This window comes from Sphingomonas qilianensis (genome assembly GCF_039614825.1).
Classification (GTDB): Bacteria; Pseudomonadota; Alphaproteobacteria; order Sphingomonadales; family Sphingomonadaceae; genus Sphingomonas; species Sphingomonas qilianensis.
Window position 1 is genome coordinate 1,073,285 of sequence record NZ_JBDIMF010000001.1, and the last position, 26,440, is coordinate 1,099,724.

At 66.2% G+C, this 26,440-nt stretch carries 24 protein-coding genes and 1 riboswitch; of the genes, 14 read left to right on the forward strand and 10 right to left on the reverse strand.

Annotated elements, in window-relative coordinates; translation table 11 throughout:
- The first annotated feature begins 26 nt into the window (after positions 1-26).
- The 3 genes from ABC969_RS05235 (at position 27) to ABC969_RS05245 (ending at position 1,532) form a co-directional block, all read left to right on the forward strand.
- Positions 27-560, forward strand: a complete 534-nt coding sequence (locus ABC969_RS05235) for a redoxin domain-containing protein (RefSeq protein ID WP_345863452.1) — start codon at positions 27-29, stop codon at positions 558-560.
- A 158-nt stretch (positions 561-718) separates the two neighbouring features.
- Complete coding sequence (locus ABC969_RS05240; protein WP_345863454.1) at positions 719-1,000, forward strand: UvrB/UvrC motif-containing protein; 282 nt, start codon at positions 719-721, stop codon at positions 998-1,000.
- A 40-nt stretch (positions 1,001-1,040) separates the two neighbouring features.
- A complete protein-coding gene (locus ABC969_RS05245; RefSeq protein WP_345863456.1) occupies positions 1,041-1,532 on the forward strand; it encodes an NAD-dependent epimerase/dehydratase family protein in 492 nt (163 codons plus the stop codon).
- A 22-nt stretch (positions 1,533-1,554) separates the two neighbouring features.
- On the opposite strand, the gene gcvPB is transcribed toward ABC969_RS05245, so the two are convergent.
- The 5 genes from gcvPB to ABC969_RS05270 form a co-directional block, all read right to left on the reverse strand.
- The gene (gene gcvPB / locus ABC969_RS05250; protein WP_345863458.1) at positions 1,555-3,141 is read right to left on the reverse strand and encodes an aminomethyl-transferring glycine dehydrogenase subunit GcvPB; all 1,587 of its coding nucleotides are present in this window, start codon (positions 3,139-3,141) and stop codon (positions 1,555-1,557) included.
- Entirely contained in the window at positions 3,138-4,496 is a 1,359-nt protein-coding gene (gene gcvPA / locus ABC969_RS05255; protein ID WP_345863460.1) for an aminomethyl-transferring glycine dehydrogenase subunit GcvPA, read from the reverse strand. Before gcvPA ends, gcvPB begins: the two co-directional genes overlap by 4 nt.
- Before the next feature lie 77 nt (positions 4,497-4,573).
- Positions 4,574-4,945: a glycine cleavage system protein GcvH gene (gene gcvH, locus ABC969_RS05260; RefSeq protein WP_345863461.1), complete on the reverse strand. Its 372-nt coding sequence runs from the start codon at positions 4,943-4,945 to the stop codon at positions 4,574-4,576.
- A 1-nt stretch (position 4,946) separates the two neighbouring features.
- The gene (gene gcvT, locus ABC969_RS05265; protein WP_345863462.1) at positions 4,947-6,095 is read right to left on the reverse strand and encodes a glycine cleavage system aminomethyltransferase GcvT; all 1,149 of its coding nucleotides are present in this window, start codon (positions 6,093-6,095) and stop codon (positions 4,947-4,949) included.
- 156 nt (positions 6,096-6,251) lie between these two features.
- Positions 6,252-6,340, reverse strand: a riboswitch (glycine riboswitch).
- Positions 6,341-6,402: 62 nt separating this feature from the next.
- Complete coding sequence (locus ABC969_RS05270) at positions 6,403-7,020, reverse strand: hypothetical protein (RefSeq protein ID WP_345863463.1); 618 nt, start codon at positions 7,018-7,020, stop codon at positions 6,403-6,405.
- Between the two features lie 145 nt (positions 7,021-7,165).
- On the opposite strand from ABC969_RS05270, the gene ispH reads away from it, so the two are divergent.
- From ispH to rnhA, 3 genes are all read left to right on the forward strand, one after another.
- Positions 7,166-8,125 carry a 4-hydroxy-3-methylbut-2-enyl diphosphate reductase gene (ispH, locus tag ABC969_RS05275; protein ID WP_345863465.1) on the forward strand — a complete coding sequence of 320 codons (960 nt, stop codon included), beginning with the start codon at positions 7,166-7,168 and terminating at the stop codon, positions 8,123-8,125.
- A gap of 173 nt (positions 8,126-8,298) precedes the next feature.
- Positions 8,299-9,267: a homoserine kinase gene (gene thrB / locus ABC969_RS05280; protein WP_345863466.1), complete on the forward strand. Its 969-nt coding sequence runs from the start codon at positions 8,299-8,301 to the stop codon at positions 9,265-9,267.
- A complete protein-coding gene (gene rnhA / locus ABC969_RS05285; protein WP_345863467.1) occupies positions 9,264-9,722 on the forward strand; it encodes a ribonuclease HI in 459 nt (152 codons plus the stop codon). The genes thrB and rnhA overlap by 4 nt, the downstream gene beginning before the upstream one ends.
- Positions 9,723-9,900: 178 nt before the next feature.
- Here rnhA and ABC969_RS05290 read toward each other — a convergent pair whose 3' ends face one another.
- Together ABC969_RS05290 and ABC969_RS05295 are read right to left on the reverse strand one after the other, a co-directional pair.
- Positions 9,901-10,989: an NAD(P)/FAD-dependent oxidoreductase gene (locus ABC969_RS05290; protein ID WP_345863468.1), complete on the reverse strand. Its 1,089-nt coding sequence runs from the start codon at positions 10,987-10,989 to the stop codon at positions 9,901-9,903.
- The gene (locus tag ABC969_RS05295) at positions 10,989-11,936 is read right to left on the reverse strand and encodes an alpha/beta fold hydrolase (RefSeq protein WP_345863469.1); all 948 of its coding nucleotides are present in this window, start codon (positions 11,934-11,936) and stop codon (positions 10,989-10,991) included. Before ABC969_RS05295 ends, ABC969_RS05290 begins: the two co-directional genes overlap by 1 nt.
- 48 nt (positions 11,937-11,984) lie before the next feature.
- On the opposite strand from ABC969_RS05295, the gene ABC969_RS05300 reads away from it, so the two are divergent.
- The 8 genes from ABC969_RS05300 (at position 11,985) to ABC969_RS05335 (ending at position 19,828) form a co-directional block, all read left to right on the forward strand.
- A complete protein-coding gene (locus ABC969_RS05300; RefSeq protein ID WP_345863470.1) occupies positions 11,985-12,464 on the forward strand; it encodes an A24 family peptidase in 480 nt (159 codons plus the stop codon).
- A 45-nt stretch (positions 12,465-12,509) separates the two neighbouring features.
- Positions 12,510-13,544: a Flp pilus assembly protein CpaB gene (gene cpaB, locus ABC969_RS05305; RefSeq protein ID WP_345863471.1), complete on the forward strand. Its 1,035-nt coding sequence runs from the start codon at positions 12,510-12,512 to the stop codon at positions 13,542-13,544.
- The gene (locus ABC969_RS05310) at positions 13,544-15,067 is read left to right on the forward strand and encodes a type II and III secretion system protein family protein (protein WP_345863472.1); all 1,524 of its coding nucleotides are present in this window, start codon (positions 13,544-13,546) and stop codon (positions 15,065-15,067) included. Before cpaB ends, ABC969_RS05310 begins: the two co-directional genes overlap by 1 nt.
- Before the next feature lie 23 nt (positions 15,068-15,090).
- Positions 15,091-15,798: a CpaD family pilus assembly lipoprotein gene (locus ABC969_RS05315; protein ID WP_345863473.1), complete on the forward strand. Its 708-nt coding sequence runs from the start codon at positions 15,091-15,093 to the stop codon at positions 15,796-15,798.
- Position 15,799: 1 nt separating this feature from the next.
- Complete coding sequence (locus tag ABC969_RS05320) at positions 15,800-17,074, forward strand: CpaE/TadZ family protein (protein ID WP_345863474.1); 1,275 nt, start codon at positions 15,800-15,802, stop codon at positions 17,072-17,074.
- A 59-nt stretch (positions 17,075-17,133) separates the two neighbouring features.
- Positions 17,134-18,111 carry a type II secretion system F family protein gene (locus ABC969_RS05325; protein WP_345863476.1) on the forward strand — a complete coding sequence of 326 codons (978 nt, stop codon included), beginning with the start codon at positions 17,134-17,136 and terminating at the stop codon, positions 18,109-18,111.
- Positions 18,112-18,130: 19 nt separating this feature from the next.
- Positions 18,131-19,132 (forward strand): type II secretion system F family protein, encoded by a 1,002-nt coding sequence (locus ABC969_RS05330; RefSeq protein WP_345863477.1) that lies wholly within the window; start codon positions 18,131-18,133, stop codon positions 19,130-19,132.
- Between the two features lie 90 nt (positions 19,133-19,222).
- Positions 19,223-19,828, forward strand: coding sequence for a hypothetical protein (locus tag ABC969_RS05335; protein WP_345863478.1), 606 nt, complete (start codon positions 19,223-19,225; stop codon positions 19,826-19,828).
- A 127-nt stretch (positions 19,829-19,955) separates the two neighbouring features.
- On the opposite strand, the gene ppdK is transcribed toward ABC969_RS05335, so the two are convergent.
- The 3 genes from ppdK to ABC969_RS05350 form a co-directional block, all read right to left on the reverse strand.
- Entirely contained in the window at positions 19,956-22,619 is a 2,664-nt protein-coding gene (ppdK, locus tag ABC969_RS05340) for a pyruvate, phosphate dikinase (RefSeq protein ID WP_345863479.1), read from the reverse strand.
- 61 nt (positions 22,620-22,680) lie between these two features.
- Positions 22,681-25,161: a glycine--tRNA ligase subunit beta gene (glyS, locus tag ABC969_RS05345; protein WP_345863480.1), complete on the reverse strand. Its 2,481-nt coding sequence runs from the start codon at positions 25,159-25,161 to the stop codon at positions 22,681-22,683.
- A gap of 312 nt (positions 25,162-25,473) precedes the next feature.
- Positions 25,474-26,340, reverse strand: coding sequence for a glycine--tRNA ligase subunit alpha (locus ABC969_RS05350; RefSeq protein WP_345863827.1), 867 nt, complete (start codon positions 26,338-26,340; stop codon positions 25,474-25,476).
- Positions 26,341-26,440 lie beyond the last annotated feature (100 nt).

Below are 26,440 nucleotides of genomic sequence, written 5' to 3' on the forward strand. Positions count from 1 at the left end.
CGTGAAACCGAGTGGAGTATCGACAGATGAAGCTTGTTCTTTCCGCCGCCCTGGCCCTCGCGCTGACCGCCCTGCCCGCGCATGCAGCCCTGCCGGTGGGTGCGGCCGCACCGAATATCGTCACCAAGGCGGCGAAAGGCGGCAAGCAGTTCGATTTCGCGCTCAAGACGGCGCTGAAGAAGGGCCCGGTGGTGGTATATTTCTTCCCCGCCGCGTTTACCGGCGGCTGCACGATCGAGGCGCATGCCTTTGCCGAGGCGGCGGATGATTTTGCCGCCAATGGCGCGAGCCTGATCGGGCTTTCCGCCGATCCGATCGACAAGCTCGCCAAATTCTCGATCGAGGCATGCCGCGACAAATTCCCGGTGGGCACGGCAAGCGCGGGAACGATCAAGGGCTATGACGTGCAGATGGCGCCCGGCGCCAAAATGACCAACCGCACAAGCTATGTCATCGCGCCGGGCGGCAAGGTGATCTTTGCGCTGACGCAAGGCAATCCGGTGGGGCATGTCGAGGGCACGCTGGCGGCGGTGAAGGCGTATCGGGCGGGGAAGCGGTAACGGGGCAACGCCCACTACGGGGCGTCACCCCAGCGAAAGCCGGGGTCTCGTGGGGCTGGCGACGCTTTCGTGCCGCTTGAGATCCCAGCGTTCGCGAGGATGACGGATCGGTTGGTGTCGGCGCGCATCCCAAGCGGGGTTGGCGCGTTACCTCTCGCATGACGACGATCGACACGCTCCGCCAGCAGATGGAAGCCGCCGCCGAGGCGCAGGATTTCGCGCTCGCGGCGACGCTGCGCGACCAGATCAGCATCCTGCGCGGGCAGGATGGCGCGGCGGATGCGGCGGCGATCGACGCCGCCGGGCTGACGCGGCAGCAGCCGGGCAAGATGGGGCTCGGCACCAGCCAGCAGCGCTACACCCCGCCGCCCGGCTGGACGCCGCCGGCCAAGCCCGACCCGATGACGCGCGGGCGCGGGCGCAAGGCTAAATCTTCCTGACCCGCTATCGCCGCGCGCCCCGCCCGGCTAGGCGGGGACGATGACCACCGCCCCCACGACCTTAAAATATGCCATCGTGATGGGGGCCAAGGGCCGGCTGGGGCGCGCCTTCGTGCAGCGCCTGCGGCGGGATGGATTCGAGGTCGAGGCGGTGGATATCGGCGAGCCGCGGCGCGGCCATGCGCCGGGCTACAAACCCTATCTGTTCGATTGCGCGTACAGCCATGACGAGCCCGATGCGCATGTCGCGCGCGTGACCGGGCATTTGCAGGAGTGGCAGCGCTACGCCGCGATCTTCGTGCCGTCATCAATGTGGATCGATCACGACCATGCTTACGGCCGCGCCAAGCGTCAGGTGGAGCAGCTCGCCGCGCAGTATCGTCTGCAGGGCGCGCATATCGTGACCGATCGCATCGGCTATTTTCCGGGCGACGGGATCGCCGCCGACCCCGCCAACCCGATGTACGAACACCGCGTGACCGGCGACGCGCTATATGCCCGCGTGATGCAACGGATGCAGCCGGCGGCCTGACGGCGCGCCGGCGCAGCCACGCCTATTCCGCGGCTTCGGCGAGCAGCGCTTCCTTCCACACCAGCACCGGCTTGCGCGCCGCCAGCGTTTCATCGAGCCGGCTGCGCGGGGCGAAATGCGGCGCGGTCTTGAGCGCCACATCGCCGGCCTTGGCGCGTTCCGCCACCGAGCGCAGCGCGCCGATGAACTGATCCAACGCGGCCTTGCTTTCCGTCTCGGTCGGCTCGACCAGCATCGCGCCGTGGACGACGAGCGGGAAATACATCGTCATCGGATGATAGCCCTCGTCGATCAGCCCCTTGGCGATATCGATCGTGGAGAAGCCCTCGGCGAGATTGTCATCGGAGAACAGCGCTTCGTGCATGCACGGCCCCGAATGCCCGAACGGCGCAACCAGCGTGTCCCCCAGCGAGCGCAGGATATAATTCGCGTTGAGCACGGCATCTTCGGCGACCTGACGCAGCCCATCCGCGCCGTGGCTGAGAATGTACGTCAGCGCGCGCGTGAACATGCCCATCTGGCCGTGGAAGGCGACCATGCGGCCGAAGGTCTGATCGTGATGTTCTTCGGCGGTTTCTTCCTCGACAAGGCGGAAGCCGGCATCCGTCTTCTCGACGAACGGCAGCGGCGCGAACGGGGTGAGCGCCTTCGACAGCACGACCGGGCCGGAGCCTGGGCCGCCGCCGCCATGCGGGGTGGAGAAGGTCTTGTGCAGATTGATGTGCATGGCATCGATGCCAAGATCGCCCGGCCGCACCCGGCCGACGATGGCGTTGAAATTCGCGCCATCGCAATAGACCAGCCCGCCGGCGGCATGCACCGCGTCGGAAATCTCACGCATGTCGCGCTCGAACAGACCGCAGGTGTTGGGATTGGTGATCATCACGCCGGCGACATCGGGGCCGAGGCGCGCGATCAGCGCGGCGGTATCGACACGACCTTCGCTGGTGGCGGGAATATCCTCGACACGGTAGCCGGCAAAGGCGGCGGTGGCCGGGTTGGTGCCGTGCGCGCTTTCGGGCACGAGGATGACCTTGCGATGGCCCTCGCCGCGCGCTTCGAGCGCGGCCTTGATGGCGAGAATGCCGCAAAGCTCGCCATGCGCGCCGGCCTTGGGGCTCATCGCCACCGAATCCATGCCGGTGAGCGTCACCAGCCAGTGCGCGAGCTGGTGAATCACTTCCAGCGCGCCCTGCACGGTATCGACCGGCTGCAGCGGGTGGACGTCGGCAAAGCCCGGAAGCCGCGCCGTCTTCTCGTTGAGGCGCGGGTTGTGCTTCATCGTGCAGCTGCCGAGCGGGAAGAAGCCGAGATCGATGCCGTAATTCTGGCGGCTGAGCCGGGTATAGTGGCGCACCGCTTCGGGCTCGGACAGGCCCGGCAGACCGATCGCCGCGGTACGGGCGAGATTGCCCAAGCGCCCCTTCAGCCCCTCCCCTTCAGCGGATGGGCTTCTTTCGGCGAAATCGACGCCCGTCGTATGGATATCGCCGATCTCGAAGATCAGGGCCTCTTCCAGCATCAGCGCCTTGTTGCCGGTGAAGGTCGGGGCGGCGCTGGTGCCCTGCTGGGGCGCTTCGGGGCGCCAGCCGCTTGCGTTGATGCTCATGCCAGAACCTCCTGCAGTGCGGCGGCAAGTGTCTCCACGTCCTCCGCAGTCGTCGTTTCGGTCACTGCGACCACCAGCCCGTTGGCAAGCGCGTCCTCACCCGGATAGAGCCGGCCAAGCGACACGCCGGCGAGGATCCCCCGATCGGCCAAGGCACGGACGATCGGGCGCGCTTCGACCGGCAGCTTGAGCGTGAATTCGTTGAAGAAGCTGGGCGTGACCAATTCCACGCCGGGGATCTGCGCCAGCCGCTCGGCCGCGGCGACCGCGCCCGCGTGGTTGATCTCGGCCAGCGTGCGCAAGCCCGCTTCGCCGAGCAGGGTCATGTGGATCGAGAAAGCGAGCGCGCACAGCCCGCTATTGGTGCAGATGTTCGACGTGGCTTTTTCGCGACGAATATGCTGCTCGCGCGTGCTGAGCGTCAGCACGAACCCGCGGCGCCCATCGGCATCGACCGTCTCGCCGCACAACCGGCCCGGCATCTGGCGAACGTATTTTTCCTTGCAGCCGAACAGGCCGACATACGGCCCGCCGAATTGCAGCCCGACGCCCAGCGACTGTCCTTCGCCAACCACGATATCCGCGCCCATCTCGCCGGGCGAACGGATCGCGCCGAGCGCCACCGGCTCGGTGACCACGGCAATCAGCAACGCCTTGTTGGCCTGGCAGGCGGCGGCGAGCCCGGTCAGGTCTTCGATGCGGCCGAGAATGTCGGGATATTGCACGACCACGCACGACGTATCGCCATCGATGCGGGCGATCAGATCGGCGATGTCGGTGTCGGCCGCCAATGTCGGCGCGGCGGTTTCGAGCACGTCGCCGGTGAACTTGGCCATCGTGTTGGCGACCGACACGTAATGCGGGTGCAGCCCGGAGGAGAGCAGCGCCTTGGCGCGTTTGGTGACGCGGCGCGCCATGCCGATCGCTTCCCAGCACGCGGTGGAGCCATCGTACATCGAGGCGTTGGCGACATCGGTGCCGAGCAATCGCGCGACCTGCGTCTGGAATTCGAACAGCATCTGCAGCGTGCCCTGCGCGATTTCCGGCTGGTACGGCGTATAGGCGGTGAGGAATTCGCCGCGCTGGATCAGATGATCGACGCTGGCGGGCACGTGATGCTTGTACGCGCCGCAGCCGAGGAAGAACGGGCCATCGCTGGCGGCGATGTTCTTGCGCGACAACGCGGTCATGTGGCGTTCGACGGCGAGTTCGCTGGCGTGCATCGGCAGGCCGTGGATCGGGCCATCGAGCTGCGCGACGGCAGGCACATCGACGAACAGGTCATCGACCGAGGCCGCGCCGATGACGGCGAGCATTTCGGTACGGTCGTGGGGTGTCAGGGGCAGGTAGCGCATTTGAACTACTCCTCCCCTCCCGCTTGCGGGAGGGGCTGGTGAACTACTCCTCCCCTCCCGCAAGCGGGAGGGGAGAATTACAGCGCCGCGATGAAGGCGGCGTAGGCGGTTTCGTCCATCATCGCCTCGAGCTCGCTGGGGTCGCTGAGCGTGATCTTGAAGAACCAGCCGTTGGTCTCCGGCTCCTCGTTGACCAGGGCGGGCGTGTCGGCGAGCGCGGCATTGCCCTCGAGCACGGTGCCGCTGGCCGGGGCATAGACATCCGACGCCGCCTTGACCGATTCGACCACCGCGGCGTCATCGCCCTTGGCGAGCGTCTTGCCCGTCTCGGGCACGTCGACGAACACGATGTCGCCGAGCTGGCTTTGCGCATAATCGGAGATGCCGACCGTGCCGACATCGCCGGTGACGTCGATCCATTCATGATCCTGGGTGAAATAGCGGCTCATTTCAGGTGCTCCTCGCACGGACGTAACGATGGGGGATGAAGGGCATGGCGGTGACGATGCCGCTGTGCCGCTTGTCGCGCTGCGACAGCTGGAGGACGGTGCCGATCTCGGCCAAGGCGGGCGGCACATAGGCCATGGCGATGGGGGCGTTCAGCGAGGGCGCGAAGCCACCGCTGGTGACCGTCCCGATCTCCGCGCCGCTGGCATCGACGACGGCGGCGCCTTCGCGCACCGGCTGGCGCCCCTCGATGACCAGGCCGACGCGGCGCAGCGGCGGGCCGTTCTCGCGTTCCTCCAGGATGCGCGCGGCGCCGGGGAAATTGGCTTCCGTGCGGCGGCGCTTGCTGCCGATGGCGAAGTTCAATGCGGCCATGATCGGCGTCGTCTCGGTATCCAGATCGTGGCCGTAGAGCGGCAGATCCGCCTCCAGCCGCAGCGAATCGCGCGCGCCGAGACCGATCGGCTTCACTTCCGGCTCGGCGGTGAGCGCATCGGCGAAGGCCGCGGCATGCTCGGCATCGAGCGAGATTTCGAACCCATCCTCACCGGTATAGCCCGAACGGCTGATCCACAGATCGATATCCTGCCAGGTGAAGCGCCCGCCAGTCATGAACACGAGCTGCTCGACGCCGGGCACGAGCCGAGCCAGCGCGGTGACCGCCTCGGGCCCCTGCAGCGCGAGCAAGGCGGCATCGGCCATGTGGTTGATCGTCACGTCATCGGGCAGATGATCGAGCAGATGCGTGATGTCGTCATATTTCACCGCGCCGTTGACGACCATGTAGATGCCGTCGTCCCAGCGCGTGAACATCAGATCGTCGAGGATGCCGCCATTGTCAGCGAGCAGCAGCGAATATTTCTGCGCGTTCACTTTGACGCTCGCCACATCGGCGGGGATCAGCGCCTCGAGCGCGGCATCGAGCCCGTCGCCGGACAAGAACAGCTGGCCCATATGCGACACATCGAACAGCCCGGCATGCTCGCGCACCCACAGATGCTCGGCCATGATGCCGTCATACTGGACCGGCATCTCATAGCCGGCGAACGGCACCATGCGGCCGCCCCGCGCGCGATGCCAAGCATCGAGCGGGAGCAGCTCGTTCTCGATCTCGGGGCCTTCTTCGGCACCACCATTATCGTAATCGCTCAATCTCGGTCTCCGCAGCGGTGCAACAGCGCTCCGGCGCGCGTGCGCCGCAGTATGTTGCCCCCTCTGTCACGGAACCTGAGAGCTTTGACCACGCAGCTCGCCGCGCGGCTTACACCTTCGGTGGCGCCCTTGCGGGCGCGCTTTCCAGAGTGTCTTCAGCCTTGCGCGGTCCGGTTGCCTGAGAGATTCCGGGGCGGTTGCTCCTTCGGCGGCAGGTGAACCCTGCACTCTCCCGCGCACGACCATGACGGTTGCCCGTCATCGACGCGTCCGGTGTGACGCGCCGCAGCATGACTGTCAAACGCGATTAGCGCGTGGCGTTATATTTCAGCTGTTCGTCGGTGAGCTGGAAGCCGACCAGCGCCTCGAAGCTGGCGCGCAGCACGGCCTGGCGCACGTCGGGCGCGGACAGCGGATCGACCGCGGCGTTGCTGTCCCCCGCCTTGCGCTTCTGCGTGAGCTTCTTGCGCACATCCTCGGGCAGCGTGGCGGCGCTGCGCGCGACCATCGCGCTGGCCGTGCCGCTGGTCTGCGCGCGTGTCTGGCCGGCATCGAAATGCACGTTCACGCGGCCGATTCGCTTGGCCACCACCGCGGTGCCGCCGCGCACGATCGTGATGAAATAGGGCACCGTGACATCGCGCGGCGCATCGCCGCGCAGCCGGCTGGCACGCACGTCGAACCTCACCGTGGTGACGATATCGGCGCCCGTCTCGTCGCAGGTCGAGCGCACGTTGGTCATCACCGCCGTCACGTCGATCGCCGAGGCGTCGCGGCTGGCGGGGGGATCGAACATGGTGATATCGCCGGTCGAGGCGGGCACGCCGACGCTGGGGCAGGCCGAGCGCACCGAGGTGATGCCGACGCCGCCCTCGAGATCGATCTGGCCCTTGCCGGCGCAGCCGCCAACCACAACGGCAAGCATCAGGGGAGCAAGAATCTTCCGGGCTGTCACGGGCATACGCACCTTAATCTGGGACGGCGGGTGCGACGTGCGGCCTGCCTTTGGAACGGCGGTTAGCATAGGAAGCGGCTTTCGCGCGCGCAAGCAATCGCGTAGGGATCGCCGCATGGCACCAGCACCGAAACCGGCCCTCGACCTGCTGATCGCTGCCCCGCGCGGTTTCTGCGCCGGGGTCGATCGCGCGATCCGCATCGTCGAACTGGCGATCGAGAAACACGGCGCACCCGTTTATGTGCGGCACGAGATCGTCCACAACAAATATGTCGTCGACACGCTGAAGGCGCAGGGCGCGGTGTTCGTCGAGGATCTGAGCGGCGTGCCCGATGGCAAGCCAGTGGTGTTCTCCGCGCATGGCGTGCCCAAATCGGTGCCCGCCGAAGCGCAGGGGCGCGGGCTCGATTATCTCGACGCGACCTGCCCGCTCGTCTCCAAAGTGCATCGCCAGGCCGAACGATTGGTGGCGCAGGGCAAGCATATCGTGTTCATCGGCCATGCCGGCCACCCGGAAGTGATCGGCACGTTCGGCCAGGTGCCGACGGGCGTGATGACGCTGATCGAGACGGCGGCCGATGCCGAGGCGTTCCAGCCCGCCGATCCGACCAATATCGCGTTCCTGACGCAGACCACTTTGTCGGTCGACGATACGGCGGAGGTGGTGGCGATCTTGCAGCGCCGCTTCGCCGCGATCCAGGCGCCACGCCCGGACGACATCTGCTACGCGACGTCCAACCGCCAGACCGCGGTGAAGGCGATCGCCACGATGTGCGATGCGATGCTGGTGATCGGCGCACCCAATTCGTCAAACTCCGTCCGGCTGGTGGAAGTGGCCGAGCGCGAAGGCACGCCGGCGCGGCTGATCCAGCGCGCCGATGAGCTGGATCTGGCGTTTCTGGTGGGCGTGGGGACGCTGGGGATCACCGCGGGCGCCTCGGCCCCCGAGATCCTGGTGCGCGAACTGGTCGCGCGGCTGGGCGAGCATTTCACGATCACCGAGCGCGAGCTGGAAACCAACCGCGAGACGATCTCGTTCAAGCTGCCGCGCGGGCTGGAAGCCGCCGCCGCCTAAGGGCGCAGACAGGTAATCCCCGCTCCCTCGTCACCCCGGACTTGTTCCGGGGTCCGCGGAGCGGCATGGGACGAGAATGGAATCTTTAGCGCAAGCCTGGCTGCACGGCTCACCCCGGAACAAGTTCGGGGTGACGACCGGGGGCTGCTCCCCAACCGCGATGCGGCGCTGATATGGCGGTCTACACGCACGTCTCCGCCGAGGCGCTCGGCGCATTCCTCGCGCGCTACGATTGCGGCGCGCTGGTCTCCGCCAAAGGCATTGCCGAGGGGGTGGAGAACAGCAACTATCTCGTCGACACCACCACCGGCCGGTTCATCCTGACGTTGTACGAAAAGCGCGTTGATACCGGCGACCTGCCATATTTTCTGGGCCTGCTCGACCATTTGGCCGCAAAAGGCTTGCCCGTGCCACCAGCGATCAAGGATCGCGCCGGCCATGCGATCCAAACCCTGGAAGGGCGCCCGGCATGCCTGATCCGTTTCCTTCCCGGAGTATCGCTCACCCGCCCCACGCCGATCCAGGCTCGATCCGCCGGTCGGGCGTTGGCCGATCTGCACGCAGCGACCGCCGATTTCGAGGAAGACCGGCTGAATTCGATGGGGATAGAGAGTTGGCTGCCACTGTGGGAACGGTGCGGTCGGAGCCTCGACCAAATAGCACCCGGGCTTTACGACGACATCGGTTTTGCCATCGGCGACGTTTCCGCGACCTGGCCGCAAGGCGAGCTTGAGCGCTGCGCGATCCATGCCGATCTTTTCCCGGATAACGTGCTGATGCGTGGCGACTCCGTCAGCGGGCTGATCGATTTCTACTTCGCGTGCACGGACTACCGCCTCTATGACTTGGCAATCATGCATGCGGCTTGGTCGTTTGACGCGAGCGGCAATGAGTACGATGCATCCGTGGGCGACGCGCTGATTTCGGGCTATTCGGAGATATTCCCGTTCACCGATGATGACCAAATCCATTTCTATGGGCTGGCCAGCGGCGCTTGCCTCCGGTTCACATTGTCGCGCGCTTGGGACTGGCTCAACACGCCAGCCGATGCGCTGGTAACCCGCAAAGACCCGCTAGCCTTCTGGCGGCGGCTCAAAGAATATGATCGCAACTTAGCAAGTCTGATGAACACATTACGATGACTGAAACAGCTGAAATGTCCCGCGTCGAAATCGCCACCGATGGCGCGTGCAAGGGCAATCCCGGGCCGGGCGGCTGGGGCGCGCTGGTGCGCGCGGGCGATAAGGAGAAAGAGCTTTCCGGGGGCGAGAAGCTGACCACCAACAACCGCATGGAGCTGACCGCGGCGATTGAGGGGCTGAACGCGCTGAAGCGCCCGTGCCGCGTGACGCTGTCGACCGACAGCCGCTATGTGATGGATGGGCTGACCAAGTGGATCAAGGGCTGGCAGAAGAATGGCTGGAAGACCGCGGCCAAACAGCCGGTGAAGAATGCCGATCTGTGGCAGGCGCTGCTGGATGCCGCCAAGCCGCACCGCATCGATTGGGTGTGGGTGAAGGGGCATGCCGGGAATGCGGATAACGAGCGGGTGGACAAGCTGGCCAGCGACGCCGCAGTAAAGGCGGGGCGCTCTTAATTCCTCCCGGAGCTTGCTCGGGGCAGGAATCGGCGCAATGCCGTCGTCACCCCGGGCTTGACCCGGGGCCCCGCTCCTTCTTCGCACGCTGCGGACCGAACAGCGTCACCCCGGCTCAAGGCCGGGGCGACGGATGACGGAGGCGCAGCTCGCTGACCGGGGCACCTACACGAAGAAGCTAGAAGCGGAACCGACCGGGCGCGTATACCCCGGCATCGATATCGGCGACGAACGCCTCGGGCGCCACGCCCAGCAGCAGCCCCGCGGCCAGCGCGGCGGCGGCGGGGGCGGTCTGGATGCCGAAGCCGCCCTGCCCCGCGCACCAGAAGAAATCACCCCGCCCCGGCTCGAAACCATAAACCGGCAGGCGATCGGGGGCGAAGCTGCGCAGGCCCGCCCAGCGCCGCTCGACCGCCGCCACGCGCCAGTCGACCGCCTGCTCGAAGCGATCGATGGCGATCGCCACGTCGAGCTCCTCGGGCTGGACATCGTGCGGATCGACCGGGGTTTCGTCATGCGGGCTGAGCCACAGCCGCCCGGCCCCTTCGGGCTTGAAATAGAAATTGCCCGATATGTCCGCGACGTGCGGCAGATCGGCGGGGGATGGCGGATCGGTGCGCAATTGCACGACCGTGCGGCGATAGGGTTGGATCCCGATCGGCCCGATGCCGGCGCGCTCGGCAACCGCATCGGCCCAGGCGCCCGCGGCGTTGACCACGATATCCGCCGCGAACGTGCCCGCCCCCGTCTTCAGCGTCCAGCCGCGCGTGGCGGCATTGAGCGACGCGCCGGTGACCAGTGTCGCGCCGTGGCGGCGCGCGCGGGCGAGGCAATCGGCATGCAAGGCGGCCACGTCGATATAGGCGCTGCTCGCCTCCATCACGCCGAGCGACCAATCGGCGCGCAGCCCGGGCACCAGCGGGCGCGGATCGAGCGGGGTGAGCGCCACGCCGCTTTCGGCGAATTCGGCGAGGAAGGCGTCGATCCTGCCGGCATCCTGCGCGCGGCCGATATGCAGCGAGCCGAGCGGCGCCAGGAAGCCACCATCGCGCAGCGCCGGGCCGGAGGCGGTGGTGAGCGGCTGGATGCCGGGGCCGCCATAGCTTTCCGACCAGAAGGCGGCCGAGCGCCCCGTGGCGTGATAGCCCGGCGCGTCTTCGCCCTCCAGCAGCAGCACCGATGCGCCCCCGCCGCTGAGATCGCCGATCGCGGCGGCGAGGCTGGCGCCGGCGATGCCGGCCCCCACGATGGCGATGTCATAGCGCATCAGCGCGCCGGGCCGGGCGCGTGGGCAGCGAGGAAGCGATCGATCGCGGCGAGCGCGCGATCGCGCACGCCATCCGCCTCGCGCAGGATTTCGTGCGCCGATTCCGGCCCGAAGCGCAGCACCTGCGCGGCGGGCAGGCGCGCGGCGACCTGCAGCGCGGCAACGGGGCTGACCAATTGATCCGCCTCGGCGACGATCAGCAGCGTCGGCACGCGCAGTGTCGCGAGGCGCGCATCATCGCGCAGCGCGCGGGTCGATTCGAACGCGCGAATCAGCCACTGCCAGCTGGGCGGCCCCATCAGCAATTCGGGCTTTTCATGCTGCCACCACAATTCATCTTCGTAGCGGCCATGATCGTGCGTGAGCAGTGCTTCACGCGTATCGGTGGTCGCCGGGCGCTCATTGCCTTTCCACGCGGCGCGCGCGGGATTGCTGAGCCGGCCGACGAATTTGGCCAGCCGCTCGCCCCAGCGCGCACCGATCGGGCTGTGCAGCCCGAGCATCGGCGCGATCAGCACCGCGGCATCGGGCACCACCCCCTCGGCCATTGCGCGCAACGCGAGATGCCCGCCCATCGAATGCCCCATGAGCACGTGCGGGCCCGGCGTCACCGCCTGCCATTCGGCCCAAAAGGCCCGGAAATCCGCGATATATTCACTAAAATTCTCGACATGGCCGACATGCCGATCGGGCGACAGACGCCCCGATCCGCCCTGCCCGCGCCAATCGAACGCGCTGACATGCCAGCCGGCATCATGCCACGCGGCAAACGATTCGAGATACTTTTCGAACACGTCGCCGCGCCCGCCCTGAAACAGGATGCTGCCGCGCGCCGGCGCCGCGGCGGGCCAATCAAAGCGACGCAAGGCCCAGCCATCGGGCGCAAGCCAGGTGCCGATCCGCGCTTCGGCGGGAAGCGCACGGCGATACATCGCGGGAAATTTCATGCGCGATCGTTACGTTTTCGAAAGCCATGCCGTCTAGGGGTTTCCCCGATGGTGTGGGGAAATCCGACTTTCGTGTTGCTGGCGGTGCTGGTGGTGCTGCTGCTGTCGGCCGCGGTGGAGGATGCGCGATCGCGCCAGATCGCCAATGGCAAGAACGCGGCGATCGCGTTGCTCGCCCCGTTGTGGTGGTGGGCACAAGGGCTGCAGCTATGGCCCGACATCGCGCTGCAGATCGCGGTGGCGCTGATCGTGTTCGCGCTGTTCTGCTTCGCCTTTGCGCGCGGCTGGATGGGCGGCGGCGACGTCAAGATGATCGGCGCGGTGGCCCTGTGGTGCGTCGATTGGGGCGCGCTGGCCTGGCTGCTGATCCTGATGTCGCTGATCGGCGGCGTGCTGACGCTGGTGCTGGTGATCGATCAATGGCGCCGCCGCAGCACGGCGCCGATCGAAGTGCCCTACGGCGTGGCGATCGCGGTGGCGGCGGCCGCAACGCTTAGCGAACCGATCCTTAACCAATTTCACCGATGATTAACCGCGGATCAACTGATCCAGGTGCGAGAGGCTCGAAGCGTCATGGATACCCGTAAACTCATCCTGCTGGTCGGCGCGTTGCTTGTCGCGGTGGTCACGGCGTTCATGGCGCGCAGCCTGATCTCGGGGACGCCGGCGCCAACCGCGCAGGCCGGCGCCGCGCCGATCAACGGGCCGGAAGTGCTGGTCGCGACCCGCGCGCTGCCGGTCGGGACGATCCTCGATGCCACGGCGCTGAAGTTTCAGCCCTGGCCCAAGGAGCTGGTCGAAAATGCCTATTACCTGAAGGACGCGACCAACCTGCAGGCCTTGCAGGGCACGGTGGTGCGCAATGCGATCACCGCCGGCCAGCCAGTGACGCAGGGCGCGCTGGTCAAGCCCGGCGATCGCGGCTTCCTGGCGGCGGCGCTGGGCCCGGGGATGCGCGCGGTGACTATCCCGATCACCGCGCAATCCGGGGTGGCCGGGTTCGTCTTCCCCGGCGATCGCATCGATCTGATCCTGACGCAGAGCGTGGTCGGCGGCGGCGACGGCCCCGAACTCAAGACCTCGGAAACGGTGATCCGCAACCTGCGCGTGCTGGCCACCGACCAGCGCACCGACAATACGGTGGGGCCGGACGGCAAAAGCGTGGTGCAGGCGTTTACCAGCGTGACGGTGGAGGCGACGCCCAAGATCGCCGAGGAGATCGCCATCGCGCAGACGCTGGGCAGCCTCTCCCTGTCGCTGCGTTCGATCGCCGACAACAGCACCGAACTGGAACAGGCGATCGCCAATGGCGACATCAACATGCCCGATGGGAACGACCCCAAGGCCGAGAAAGCGATGCTGGCGAAGCTCGCCACGCAACCCGTGTCGGGGGGCGGCAGCTATATCGTGGGCGCGGATATCTCGCGCTTCCAGCGCCGCACCGTGCCGGGCAAGCCGCCCACAGCATCCGCGCCCAGCGGCGCGCCGGCGCCGATGGGGGCCTATCCGGGCATGGCGACGGCGGCAGGAGACGCGGCCAGCGGACCAGTGGTGCGCGTGGCGCGGGGCAATACGGTGACCGCCGTGGTCATCGGGGAGAAGAAGTAATGCGTTTGTTATCCACGGTGGCCTGGCCGCTGGCCGCCGCGATGATGGCGGGCGCCTGGCTGGGCGGCGCGGCGCCGCTTGGCGCGCAATCCTCCGCCGCGGCGCCGGTGCTGCAGATCAACACCGGGCGCGGCCGGCTGATCACGCTGGCGCGGCCGATGAGCGACCTGTTCGTCGCCAGCGACGATATCGCCGACGTGCAGGTCCGTTCGCCGACGCAATTGTATGTGTTTGGCAAAAAGCCCGGCGAGACGACGATCTCGGCCACCACCAAGGCGGGCGCGGTGGTCTATTCGGCGACCGTGCGGGTGATCAACAATTTCGATTCGGTGCAGCAGATGCTGGCACTGGCCATGCCGGAAGCGCAGATCACCGCGACCCCGATGAACGGATTGGTGCTGCTGACCGGAACGGTCGCGTCGCCCGATGACGGGGCGGAGGCCACCCGACTGGTGCAATCCTTTGTCGGCGACGCGACCAAGGTGCTGAGCCGATTGCGCACGGCGACCCCGCTGCAGGTCAACCTGCAAGTCCGCTTTGCCGAGGTAAGCCGCAGTTTCGTCAAGAATGTCGGCGTGCGGCTGAACACGTCGGACGGGAATGGCCGCGGCTCGCTGTTCAATTCCGTCAATGGCGATGCCGGCACGATCACCTACAATCCGACGACCGGGCAGAAGACCTCGACCGTGTCGGACGGCGGATTACGATCGACGCTCGGCCTGGCCGGACGCGCGCTTGGCACCGACTTTCTCGCGGCGCTCGATCTGGGCGAAACCGCGGGGCAAGTGGCGACGCTGGCCAACCCCAACCTAACCGCGATGTCGGGCGAGACCGGCACTTTTCTGGCCGGTGGCGAGATTCCGATCCCGATCAGCCAGGGGCTCGGCGCGGTGTCGATCGAGTACAAACCCTATGGCATCAGCCTGACCTATACCCCGGTGGTGCTGGCCGATGGCCGCATCTCGCTGCGGCTGCGCGCCGAAGTGTCGCAGCTGACCTCGACGGGAGCGGTGACGATGAACAGCACCGTCATCCCCGCGATCAGCACGCGACGCACGGAAACCACGGTCGAGCTGGGATCGGGGCAGAGCTTCATGACGGCCGGGCTGCTGCAGAATACGCATGACAACAATATCGAGAAGACCCCGGGGCTGGGCGACGTGCCCGTGCTCGGCGCGCTGTTCCGCTCCAACGCGTTCAACCGCAACGAAACCGAGCTGGTGATCGTGGTGACGCCGTATCTGGTGAAACCGGTCAACGCCAATGACATCGTGCTGCCCACCGATGGCTATCTGGCGCCCAACGATGCCGAGCGCATCCTGCTCGGCCAGATCGGCACCAGCCGCACCGGCGAGCGCCCCAAGCCAAGCATGGCGCCGCCCGTCGCGGTCGCGCCGGCCTTTGGCGCGGTCGCGCCGACGCTGCCGGCGCCGCGCGCCGAGGGCCGGCGCGAGGAGCGCGCGCCGGCCCCGACCAAGCCGCCCAAGCAGGGCGCCAGCGCCGCGCCCGGATTTTCGTTTTGACGTTCGCAAGCAGGAACACGACCATGGTGATGCGCAACATGCTGATCGCCGCCGCGCTGGCGCCCGCGCTGCTGCTCGGCGCGTGCGGCGGGACGAAGAATGGCGGCCTTGAATCGGTCCACCAGCCGATCGTGACGCGCGCCGATTATCTGTTCGATGTGGCGACCAGCGGCGACGCGCTGGCGCCGGGCGAAGCACAGCGGCTGGCCGGCTGGATGCGCTCGATCAATCTCGGCTATGGCGACCGGATCGCGATCGATGATGCCGGGGCCTATGCCGGCGGCGGCGTGCGCGAGGCCGTGCAGGCGCAGGCGGCGCAATATGGCCTGCTGGTGGCGGACGACGCGCCCGTGACGGGTGCGGCGATCAGCCCCGGTACGGTGCGCATCATCGTCAGCCGCATGAAAGCGACCGTGCCGAACTGCCCCGATTTCAGCCGCGCCACCGGCATCGAATTTGCCGGCAACACATCCTCCAACCACGGCTGCGCGATCAATTCCAACCTGGCCGCGATGATCGCCAACCCGAGCGATCTGGTGCAGGGGCAACGCGGCGCTGGGTTCACCGATCCGATCCAGGCCAACAAGGCGATCGACGCCTTCCGCCGGGGCACCGGCAGTGCCGCCACGGGCGCAGCGGGCGGGGCAGCGGGCGGGGCAGGCGGCGGCGCGGCGGCCAGCGGATCGGGGCCCGGCGCGAGCGGCGGCGGCAGCCCGAACGGGGGGCAATAAGATGAACGCACCGATCACGTCGCTGCGCGCCGGCCAGCGCGTGCCCTTCACCGCCTATGTCTGCGACGATGCCACCGCCGACGCGCTGCGCCCGGTGGTCGCCGAAATGGGGTGGCCGGTCGAGAAGGTGCACAAGGGGGGATTGCGCAACGCCGTTCAGTCCTTGTCCGTATCAGCGAGCCCGCAGATCCTGTTGGTCGATCTATCCGAATCCATCGACCCGCTGGGCGACATCAATGCGCTGGCCGAAGTGTGCGAACCGGGCACGGTGGTGATCGCCACCGGGCAGGTTAACGACGTGCGGCTGTACCGCGATCTGGTCATCAGCGGCATCCAGGATTATCTGCTCAAGCCGCTCAGCCCGGACACGCTGCGCGATGCCTTCATGGTGGCGCATGCCATGCTGCATGCGCCGAAGATCAACGACGCCGGTGTTGAACGCGCGCATTGCGCGACGGCGGTGATCGGCGCGCGTGGCGGCGTCGGCGCCTCCAGCGTGGCCAGCTCGGTGGCGTGGCTGTTGAGCGAACGGAACAAGCGCAGCACCGCCTTGCTCGATCTCGACGTGCATTTCGGCACCGCGGCGCTGACGCTCGATCTTGAACCCGGCCGCGGGCTGACCGACGCGATCGAGAATCCGAGCCGGATCGATGGACTGTTCATCGAACGCGCGATGGTGAAATCGAGCGCCACGCTTTCCGTGCTGTCAGCGGAAGCGCCGATCAATGCGCCGTTGATCACCGATGGCAGCGCGTTCTTCCAGTTGCAGGAAGAAATGCGCGCCGCATTCGAATGCACCGTCATCGATCTGCCGCGCAACATGCTGGTGCAATACCCGCAGCTGATCGCCGATATCCAGCTGGCGGTGATCGTTACCGACCTGACGCTGGTGGCGGCGCGCGATACCATTCGATTGCTTTCCTGGTTCAAAACCAACGCCCCGCAAACGCAGATTCATATCGTCGCCAACCGGGTCCCGCCATCCGCATTGCTGGAAATTTCGCGCAAGGATTTCGAAAATTCGATCGAGCGCCGGATTGATTACATCCTGCCGTTCGATCCCAAGCTGGCGATGGAAGCGGCCAAGCTGGGCAAACCGCTGGCCGAGGCGGGCAAGGGATCGAAAACGATCGTGCCGCTGGCCGAGCTGGCCGATGCACTGATGGCGTGCGGCGATGCCGCCGGCAGCGCCAGCGAGGGCGCCAAGAAAGCCGCCAGGGGCCGATCGCTGATCGGCAAGTTCGCCTTCAAGACAATGTTGTCCAAGAAGAAATAGACGGCGGCGTGGCCGGGCCATTGACCGTCCGGTAACCAAACCGTGTGCAAGGTAGCGTCATGGAATTGATGCCATTCATCATGTTGGTCGGCGGCGCGGTGACGATCGTGTTGTTGCTCGCCTTTGCCTTTGCCGGCCCGTCGCCGAAGCGCGCGCAAGCCCGCCGGCTGACCGGGCTGCGCGCCCGCCACGTCAATGGCGGCGAGGTCATGGTGGAGGAGCAGATGATGCGCCGGATCAGCGCGGCGCGCGGCACCAAGGTGGACGGGCTCGTCGCCCGCTTGCTGCCGCGGCCCGCGCTGCTCAAAAAGCGGCTGTCGATGACCGGCAAGACCTGGACGGTGGGGCAATATGGCATGGTCACTGCCGGGATTGCCATTATCGCCACGATGGGGCTGATCATCCAAGGCGCGCCGCTGCTATTTTCCTTGCTGTTCGGCCTGCTGCTCGGCGCCGGGCTGCCGCATCTCGTGGTGGGCAGGACCATCAAGCGGCGCGTCAACCAGTTCACCGTGAAGCTGCCCGATGCGATCGAATTGCTGGTGCGCGGGCTGCGCTCGGGCCTGCCGATCACCGAAACGATCGCCGTGGTGGGCAGTGAAGTGGATGGCCCGATCGGCGTGGAATTTCGCGCCGTGACCGACAAGATGAGAATCGGCCGCACCATGGATGTCGCGCTGCAGGAGACCGCGGACCGGCTGGGCACGCCGGAATTCCAGTTCTTCGTCATTTCGATCGCCATTCAGCGCGAAACTGGCGGCAATCTGGCCGAGACGCTGGCCAATCTGGCCAACGTACTGCGCCAGCGCGCGCAGATGAAGCTGAAGATCAAGGCGATGTCATCCGAGGCCAAGGCATCGGCCTATATTATCGGCGTGCTGCCGTTCTTCGTATTCGGAATCATCTGGATCGTCAGCCGCGGCTATATGGAGAAATTCTTTACCGACGAGCGCTTGATGATCGCCGGCGTGGGCGGGCTATGCTGGATGGCCATCGGCGTGATGGTGATGGCCAAGATGATCAGTTTCGAAATCTGATGCGCGGGAACCACCAATCATGAGTGAGGCTCCCGGCCCGACGATCCTCGGCATCGACGTGATGATGGTGGCGACGATGCTGGCGGCGGTGGCGGCGTTTGCCGTGCTGCTGGCGATCTATGCCGCGACCACGGTGCGCGATCCGATGGCCAAACGCGTGAAAGCGCTCAACGAACGGCGCGAGCAATTGAAGGCGGGGATCACCGCCTCGACCAAGCGGCGCGCCAAACTCGTCAAGACGAACGAGACGACCGACCGCATCAAGGCATTGCTGAGCGGCATGAAGGTGCTGCAGGACAGCCAGGTAAAGGCCGCGCAGACCAAGCTGATGCAGGCCGGCATCCGATCGAAGGAATATGCCGTCGCAGTGATTTTTGCGCGCATGATGTTGCCGATCGTGTTCGGCGGGCTGGCGCTGTACATTTTCTACGGCACCGACATGTTTCCTGATTATGGCGCGCTCAAGCGTTACGGGATTGTCGCTGGGGTGTTTGTCCTGGCGTACAAAGCGCCGGATCTCTGGCTGAAGAACAAGATCAGCAAGCGATCCAAATTGATCCAGAAAGGCCTGCCCGATGCGCTCGACCTGCTGGTGATCTGCGCCGAAGCGGGGTTGACGGTGGACGCCGCATTCCAGCGCGTGGCGCGCGAACTGGGCCGCGCCTATCCCGAACTGGGCGAAGAATTCACGCTGACCGCGATCGAGCTGGGCTTTCTCGCCGACCGCCGCATGGCGTTCAACAATCTCGCCATGCGCGTCGATCTCGAGGCGGTGAAAGGCGTCGTCACGACGATGATCCAGACCGAGAAATACGGCACGCCGCTGGCCTCCGCGCTGCGCGTGCTGTCAGCCGAATTCCGCAACGAACGCATGATGCGCGCCGAGGAAAAGGCCGCGCGTTTGCCCGCGATCATGACCGTGCCGCTGATCCTGTTCATCCTGCCGGTGTTGTTCGTCGTCATTCTCGGGCCGGCGGCGTGCTCGATTGCCGATGCATTCAAGAACGGTATTGGCGGATGATCACGGAGACTTGATCGCGCCGGCACATCGCGTCAGGATCGGCGGGCGGGCCAAACGGTCGGTCCGCTTCCGATCAAGGCGAGCCTGGCGATGCTGTTTACCACTCCCCCGCAGTTCATCGTGCTCATCATCCTGTTCGTGGGCGGTTTGCTGCTCGGCCTGGGGCTGCATCCCGGCGGCAAGAAGTGGCGCAAACGCTTCCGCGACGAGAGCGGCAATTATGCGCAGTTCCGCCGCGACGCGGACAAGCAGATCGCGGAGGCCAATCGCCGCATCGCCGAACTGGAACGCGAGAATGCCACGCTGCAGGACGAGGCAACGCGCGCTGCCGCAGCGCGGGGCACACGCGCCGGCGTGATCCAGGCGGTGCCGGTCTCGGCCGCGCCCCCCCCCGAGCCACGGCCCGACACGCCAAGCGCGCCGGCCGCTGCGCAGACCAATACCTGGTTCAGCGTCGGTCGGCCCGATCTGGGGCGCATCCGCGGGATCGATGCGGAATTGAAGACCAGCCTGTTCGGCATGGGGCTGACGCGGTACGAGGATATTATCGATCTCTCGCCCGAGGACGAAATGGCGCTGGAGCAGCGGCTGGCGCTGCCCCCCGGCCATATCGCGCGCGAGGCATGGCGCGAACAGGCCGCGTTGCTGCGCGACGGCCACGATGCCGAGCATGCCCAGCGCTTTGCGCTGGGGTGAGCGATCCGGCGCGGGGCGACGGCCTTGCGCAACAATCGGCTATCACCCCGGCGCAAGCTGGGGTCTCACGCGGCCCGCGCCAGCCGCTTGAGATCCCGGCGTGCGCCGGGATGACGATGGCGTAGCCTCAGCGCCTGGCCAACGCCGCCTGCGCCGCTGCCAGCCGCGCGATCGGCACGCGATAGGGCGAGGCGCTGACATAATCGAGCCCGACCTGCTCGCAGAACGCGATGCTTGCCGGATCGCCGCCATGTTCACCGCAAATGCCAAGCTTGATCCCCGGGCGCGCCGCCCGGCCGCGCTCCGCCGCCAGCTCGATCAGCTGGCCGACACCCTCGACATCGAGACTGACGAACGGATCCTTGGCGTAGATGCCGCGCTCGACATAGGTGGTGAGGAAACGCGCGGCGTCGTCGCGGGACACGCCGAGCGTCGTCTGCGTCAGATCGTTGGTGCCGAAGCTGAAGAATTCACCGACCTCGGCGATCTCGCCCGCCATCAGGCAGGCGCGCGGCAGCTCGATCATCGTGCCGACGAGATACTCGATTTCGCGGCCCTTATCGGCGAATACCGCCTGCGCGGCCTTGTCGACGACCTGCTTCATCAGCTCGAGCTCGCGGCGCGTGCCGACCAGCGGAATCATCACTTCGGGGATCGGCGCGGCACCCGATTTCACCGCCACCTCGATCGCCGCCTCGAAAATGGCGCGCGCCTGCATCTCGTAGATCTCGGGGTAGGTGACGCCGAGGCGGCAGCCGCGATGGCCGAGCATGGGATTGAATTCGTGCAGCTCGGCGGCGCGGCGCTTGAGCACCTCGATATCGATCCCCGCGGCGCTGGCGACTTCGGCGAATTCGGCTTCCTCGTGGGGGAGGAATTCGTGCAGCGGGGGATCGAGCAGGCGGATCGTGACCGGCAAGCCGGCCATGACCTCGAACAATTCGACGAAATCGCTGCGCTGTTCGGGGAGCAATTTCTCCAGCGCGATACGGCGGCCGGCTTCGTCTTCGGCCAGGATCATCTGGCGCACGTTGGTGATGCGCTCGGCATCGAAGAACATGTGCTCGGTGCGGCAGAGACCAATGCCCTCGGCGCCGAATTCGCGCGCGACGCGGGCGTCGAGCGGGGTTTCGGCATTGGCGCGCACCTTCAGGCGACGCACGCCATCGGCCCAGGCCATCAGCGTGCCGAAATCGCCCGACAATTCGGGCTGCACGGTCGGCACCGCGCCGGCCATCACTTCGCCGGTCGAGCCATCGATGGTGACGATATCGCCGGCGTGGATCTCGCGGCCGCCCACGCGCATCACGCCGGTCTTGGCGTCGATCGAGATCGTTCCTGCGCCAGAGACGCAGGGGCGGCCCATGCCCCGCGCGACGACCGCGGCGTGGCTGGTCATGCCGCCGCGTGCGGTGAGGATGCCCTTGGCGGCATGCATGCCGTGAATGTCTTCCGGCGAGGTTTCGGTGCGGATAAGGATCACGCTGTCTCCAGCGGCAGCGCGCTTTTCGGCCGTGTCGCTGTCGAACACCGCCGCGCCCGAGGCGGCGCCGGGGCTGGCGGGCAGGCCCTTGGTGAGCACGTCGCGCGTGGCCGAGGGATCGAGCGTCGGATGCAGCAACTGATCGAGCGCCTGCGGATCGACGCGGGCGACCGCTTCCTCACGCGAGATCAGCCCTTCCTCGGCCATGTCGACGGCGATCTTCAGCGCGGCCTTGGCGGTGCGCTTGCCCGAGCGGGTCTGCAGCATCCAGAGCTTGCCCTGCTGCACGGTGAACTCGATATCCTGCATGTCGCGGTAATGCGTCTCGAGCAGATCGAACACCTTGGCCAGTTCGCCGTACACCTCGGGCATCGCCTCTTCCATCGAGGCGGGCTTGGCACCGGCGGCTTCGCGCGCGGCGATGGTGAGATATTGCGGCGTGCGGATGCCCGCGACGACGTCTTCGCCCTGCGCATTGATCAGGAATTCGCCGTAATAAGCGCGGTCGCCCTTGGCGGGATCGCGCGTGAACGCCACGCCCGTCGCGCTGGTTTCGCCCATATTGCCGAACACCATCGCCTGGATGTTGACCGCGGTGCCCCAGGCGGCGGGGATGTCGTTCAGGCGGCGATAGACTTTCGCGCGCTCCGACTGCCACGAGCCGAATACCGCGCCGACCGCGCCCCACAGCTGATCATGCACGTCCTGCGGGAACGGCTTGTGCCACTGCTGCTCGACCAGCGCCTTATAGTCGGCGACGAGCTTCTGCAGATCCTCGGCCGTCAGATCGGTATCGAGATAATAGCCGTTATCTTCCTTGGCGATCTCCAGCGCATCCTCGAACGCGGCATGATCGAGCTCCAGCACGACATCGGCATACATCTGGATGAAGCGGCGATAGCTGTCCCACGCGAAACGCGCGTCGCCCGAGGTTTCGGCGAGGCCCTGCACGGTCTGATCGTTGAGCCCGAGATTGAGCACGGTATCCATCATGCCGGGCATCGAGGCGCGCGCGCCCGAGCGGACCGAGACGAGCAGCGGATCGGCGTTGTCGCCGAAGCGCTTGCCCGTCACGCCCTCAATATGCGCGATCCCGGTGGCGACTTCATCGCGCAAGCCCTGTGGGAAAGCGCGGCCTTCCTGATAATACACGTCGCAGAATTCGGTCGAGATGGTGAAGCCGGGCGGCACGGGCAGCCCGATCGAGGCCATCTCGGCGAGGTTCGCGCCCTTGCCGCCGAGCAGATTGCGATCACCCTTGCCGCCATCCGACACGCCGCCGCCAAACCGATATACGTACTGCGTCATTGCTCAGTCCCTTATGAGTGTCGTGGGCCTGGGGAGGCGGGAGGTTAGGCGGCGAGGGTGTTCAGCCCTCGATCCTGGAGAAATCGGCGACTTGATGCACCGCGGCGCGCACACGGGCCAGCAGGCCGAGCCGCGCGGTGCGTTTGGCGGGATCGGGATCGTTGACGGTCACGGTTTCGAAGAACGCATCGATCGGCGCGCGCAGCGTGGCGAGCGCCGCCATTGCGGCCTCGAAATCCTCGCGCGCGACGGCGGCGGCGGCCCGGGGGGCGGCCGCATCGAGCGCGCCGTGGAGATCGGCTTCGGCTGGTTCGGGGGTGTAGGACAGCGGAGAATTTCCCGCGCTACCCTCCCCCGTCACCCCAGCGAAAGCTGGGGTCTCGTGCGGCTCTTGTCCCGCGCCATCGCTTGAGATCCCAGCTTGCGCTGGGATGACGCCTTGGGGCCGCGTGGCGGCAGCGTCGGCAACGCCTTCCTTCTTCAAAATATTCGCCGCGCGCTTGTATCCGGCGAGCAGGTTCGCGCCATCGGGCGTGCCGACGAACGCCTGCAGCGCATGAACGCGCGCGAGCAGCCGGACGAGATCGTCCTCGCCGCCCAAAGCAAACACCGCGTCGATCAGATCGTGCCGGACGCCGGCCTCGCGTTGCTGGACCTTGAGGCGGTCGGCGAAGAATTGTGAAAGAGCCTCAATAGACTCTTGGGCGGCCTGGACCTCAGGCACAATTACTTCTAACAACTCCAGGTATTTAGCATTTCTAACCTTCGAAGCGGCCGCCTCTTGATCGAACAAAAACTCTTGTACGATAGAGATTACTTTCTCAGCTTCAGCCTGCTCACCCTCTGCAAACACCCTAACCCTCGCGAAGTAAGGTGCCATCACCTCAACGAAGATGGTTTTAGATAAGGAAATGCGCAAATTATTTTGAAGAATAGTGCTAACTACTCCTAAAGCTGCCCGCCGAAGAGCAAACGGATCTCTCGACCCCGTTGGTGGCAAACCAACCCTAAAGAATCCCATCAGCGTATCCAGCTTGTCCGCCAGCGACACCGCCACCGTGACCGGATCGGTCGGCACGTCGTCGCCCTGCCCGACCGGCTTGTAATGATCGCGCACCGCCGCGGCGACGGCGGGGTCTTCGCCCTGCGCTGCCGCGTAATAGCCGCCCATCAGGCCCTGCAACTCGGGGAATTCGCCGACCATGCCGGTGACGAGATCCGCCTTGGCGAGGCGCGCGGCGCGTTCGGCCTGATCGGCCAGCTTCTTGAGCCCCTCCCCTTCAGGGGAGGGGTTGGGGTGGGGGTTGTCCCCAGGCGCAACATCGTGAGGCACGCCCCCACCCCCAACCCAGTTCGGCTGCTTTTGGCCCCGTCCGGGGGACGGGGCTGCAGCCGAACTCCTGAAGGGGAGGGGCTTATTGGTGACGATTCCCTCTTCCACCAGCCAGCGCGCCAGCTTGGCGACGCGGTCGACCTTGTCGGCGAGCGTGCCCAATTTCTCGTGGAACACGATCTGCCCAAGTTTTTGCGCCTGCGCGTCGAGCGGCACGGCAAGATCGGTGTCGTAGAAGAATTTCGCATCCGACAGCCGCGCGGCGAGCACCTTGCGGTTGCCCTCGATGATCTTCTGCCCGCCATCCGCGGCATCGATATTGGCGGTGCAGACGAACGCATTGGCGAGCTTGCCATCGGCACCGCGGCAGACGAAATATTTCTGGTTCACGCGCGCGGTGAGCTGGATCACCTCGGGCGGGACATCGAGGAACGCTTCATCGAAGCGGCCGAGCAGCGGCACGGGCCATTCGGTGAGCCCGGCATTCTCGATCAGCAGCCCTTCGTCCTGGATCAGCTCCAGCCCGGCTTTGCGCGCGGCCATCGTCGCGCCAAGCGCGATGATCTGGCGGCGTTCCTCGTGATCGACGACGACGTGGCAGGCGCGCATTTTCTCGACATAATCGGCGGCCGACCCGATCGTGATCATGCCGGGATGATGGAAGCGGTGGCCGAGCGTGGCCGCGCCGCTGGTGACGCCGGCGAACTCTACGGACACGATCTCCTCGCCGAGCAACGCGACGATGCCCTGCAGCGGGCGGACCCATTTCATGCTCTCGGTGGTGGTGCTTGCCTGCCCCCAGCGCATCGATTTGGGCCAGGGGAAAGCGCGGACGATCGCCGGGATGGCGTGCGCCAGCACGTCGGCGGTGGCGCGGCCGGGTCTGTCGATGACGGCGAAGAGCACGCCATCGCGTTCGATCAGTTGCTCGCGCGTGAGGCCGGTCTTGCGCAGGAAGCCTTCCAGCGCCTGCGGCGGGGCGCTGCTCTTGGGCCCCTTGGTTTCTTCGCTCACCGCAGCAGTTTCGGTGGGGAGATCGCGGGCGATCAGCACCAGGCGGCGCGGCGTGGCGTAAGTCACGAGCTCGGGCGCGGCGAGGCCGGCCTTGGTCAGTTCCGCAGTAAACAGCCGCGCGAGATCGTCGCGCGCCTTATCCTGCATACGCGCGGGGATTTCTTCGGAGCGCAGCTCGAAGAGGAAATCAGCCATTCGCCGTCTCCTGCTTCGAGGCTTCGTGGCTTCGTGCGAGGATGATTTTTTCGCACGAAGACACGAAGGCGCGAAGAGAAGAAGGTCGCGTAGCGCTATTACGCCAAGGCGCTAATATGATCTGCTGCGCGTCTCCGCGGCTCCGCGTGAACCGCTCTTCTTGTTCACCCGGAGACGCGGAGACGCGGAGAAAGAAGGACTTCTGCGCTGCGCTCTCTGCGCCTCTGCGCGCAAACAAGAAGGTTGGTTCGCGCAGAGGCGCGGAGGACGCGGAGAGGAAGGTTGAGGGGCGCTGCGCGCCGGGGGTTACGCTCATGCCGTCCACCCCGGGTACTTCGCTTGCCAGGCGGGCGTATTGTGCTCGATCCACGCCTGGCAGCTGCCCTTCGCGAGATCGCGGACGCGGCCCATATAGGCCTGGCGCTCCGCCACCGAGATTACGCCGCGCGCCTGCAGCAGATTGAATACGTGGCTGGCCTTGATCGCCTGCTCGTACGCCGGGATCGGCAGCTTGACGTCGAGCGAGTTTTCGCATTCGGCGACATGCTTGCGGAACAGATCGAACAGCGCCTCGGTGTTCGCCACCTCGAAATTCCACTTGGACATCTGCTTCTCGTTTTCGAGGAACACGTCGCCGTAGCTGACGCCGGCATCGTTGAACGCCAGATCGTACACGCTGTCCTTGTCCTGGATATACATCGCCAGCCGCTCGAGCCCGTAGGTCAGCTCGCCCGCGACGGGCTTGCAATCGAACCCGCCCATTTGCTGGAAATACGTGAACTGCGTGACTTCCATGCCATCGCACCACACTTCCCAGCCGAGCCCCCAGGCGCCGAGCGTAGGTGATTCCCAATCGTCCTCGACGAAGCGGATGTCGTGGCGCGTGAAATCGATGCCGATCGCCGCCAGGCTGCCCAGATACAATTCCTGCAGATCGGACGGGCTGGGCTTCAGGATCACCTGATATTGATAATAATGTTGCAGCCGATTGGGATTCTCGCCGTAGCGGCCATCGGTGGGGCGGCGGCAGGGCTGGACGAAGGCGGCGTTCCACGGCTCGGGGCCGAGCGCGCGCAGCGTGGTCGCGGTGTGGAACGTGCCGGCGCCCATTTCCATGTCGTACGGCTGGAGGATCAGACAGCCGCGTTCGCTCCAATAATCATGGAGCTTGAGAATCATGCGCTGGAAACTGAGCGGTCGGCTCAAGGACGATACCTCTGGCAGATGTGGAAACGTCGGGTGGCTTTGGCGCAGCCGGGTTTGGGGGTCAACCGGCGCG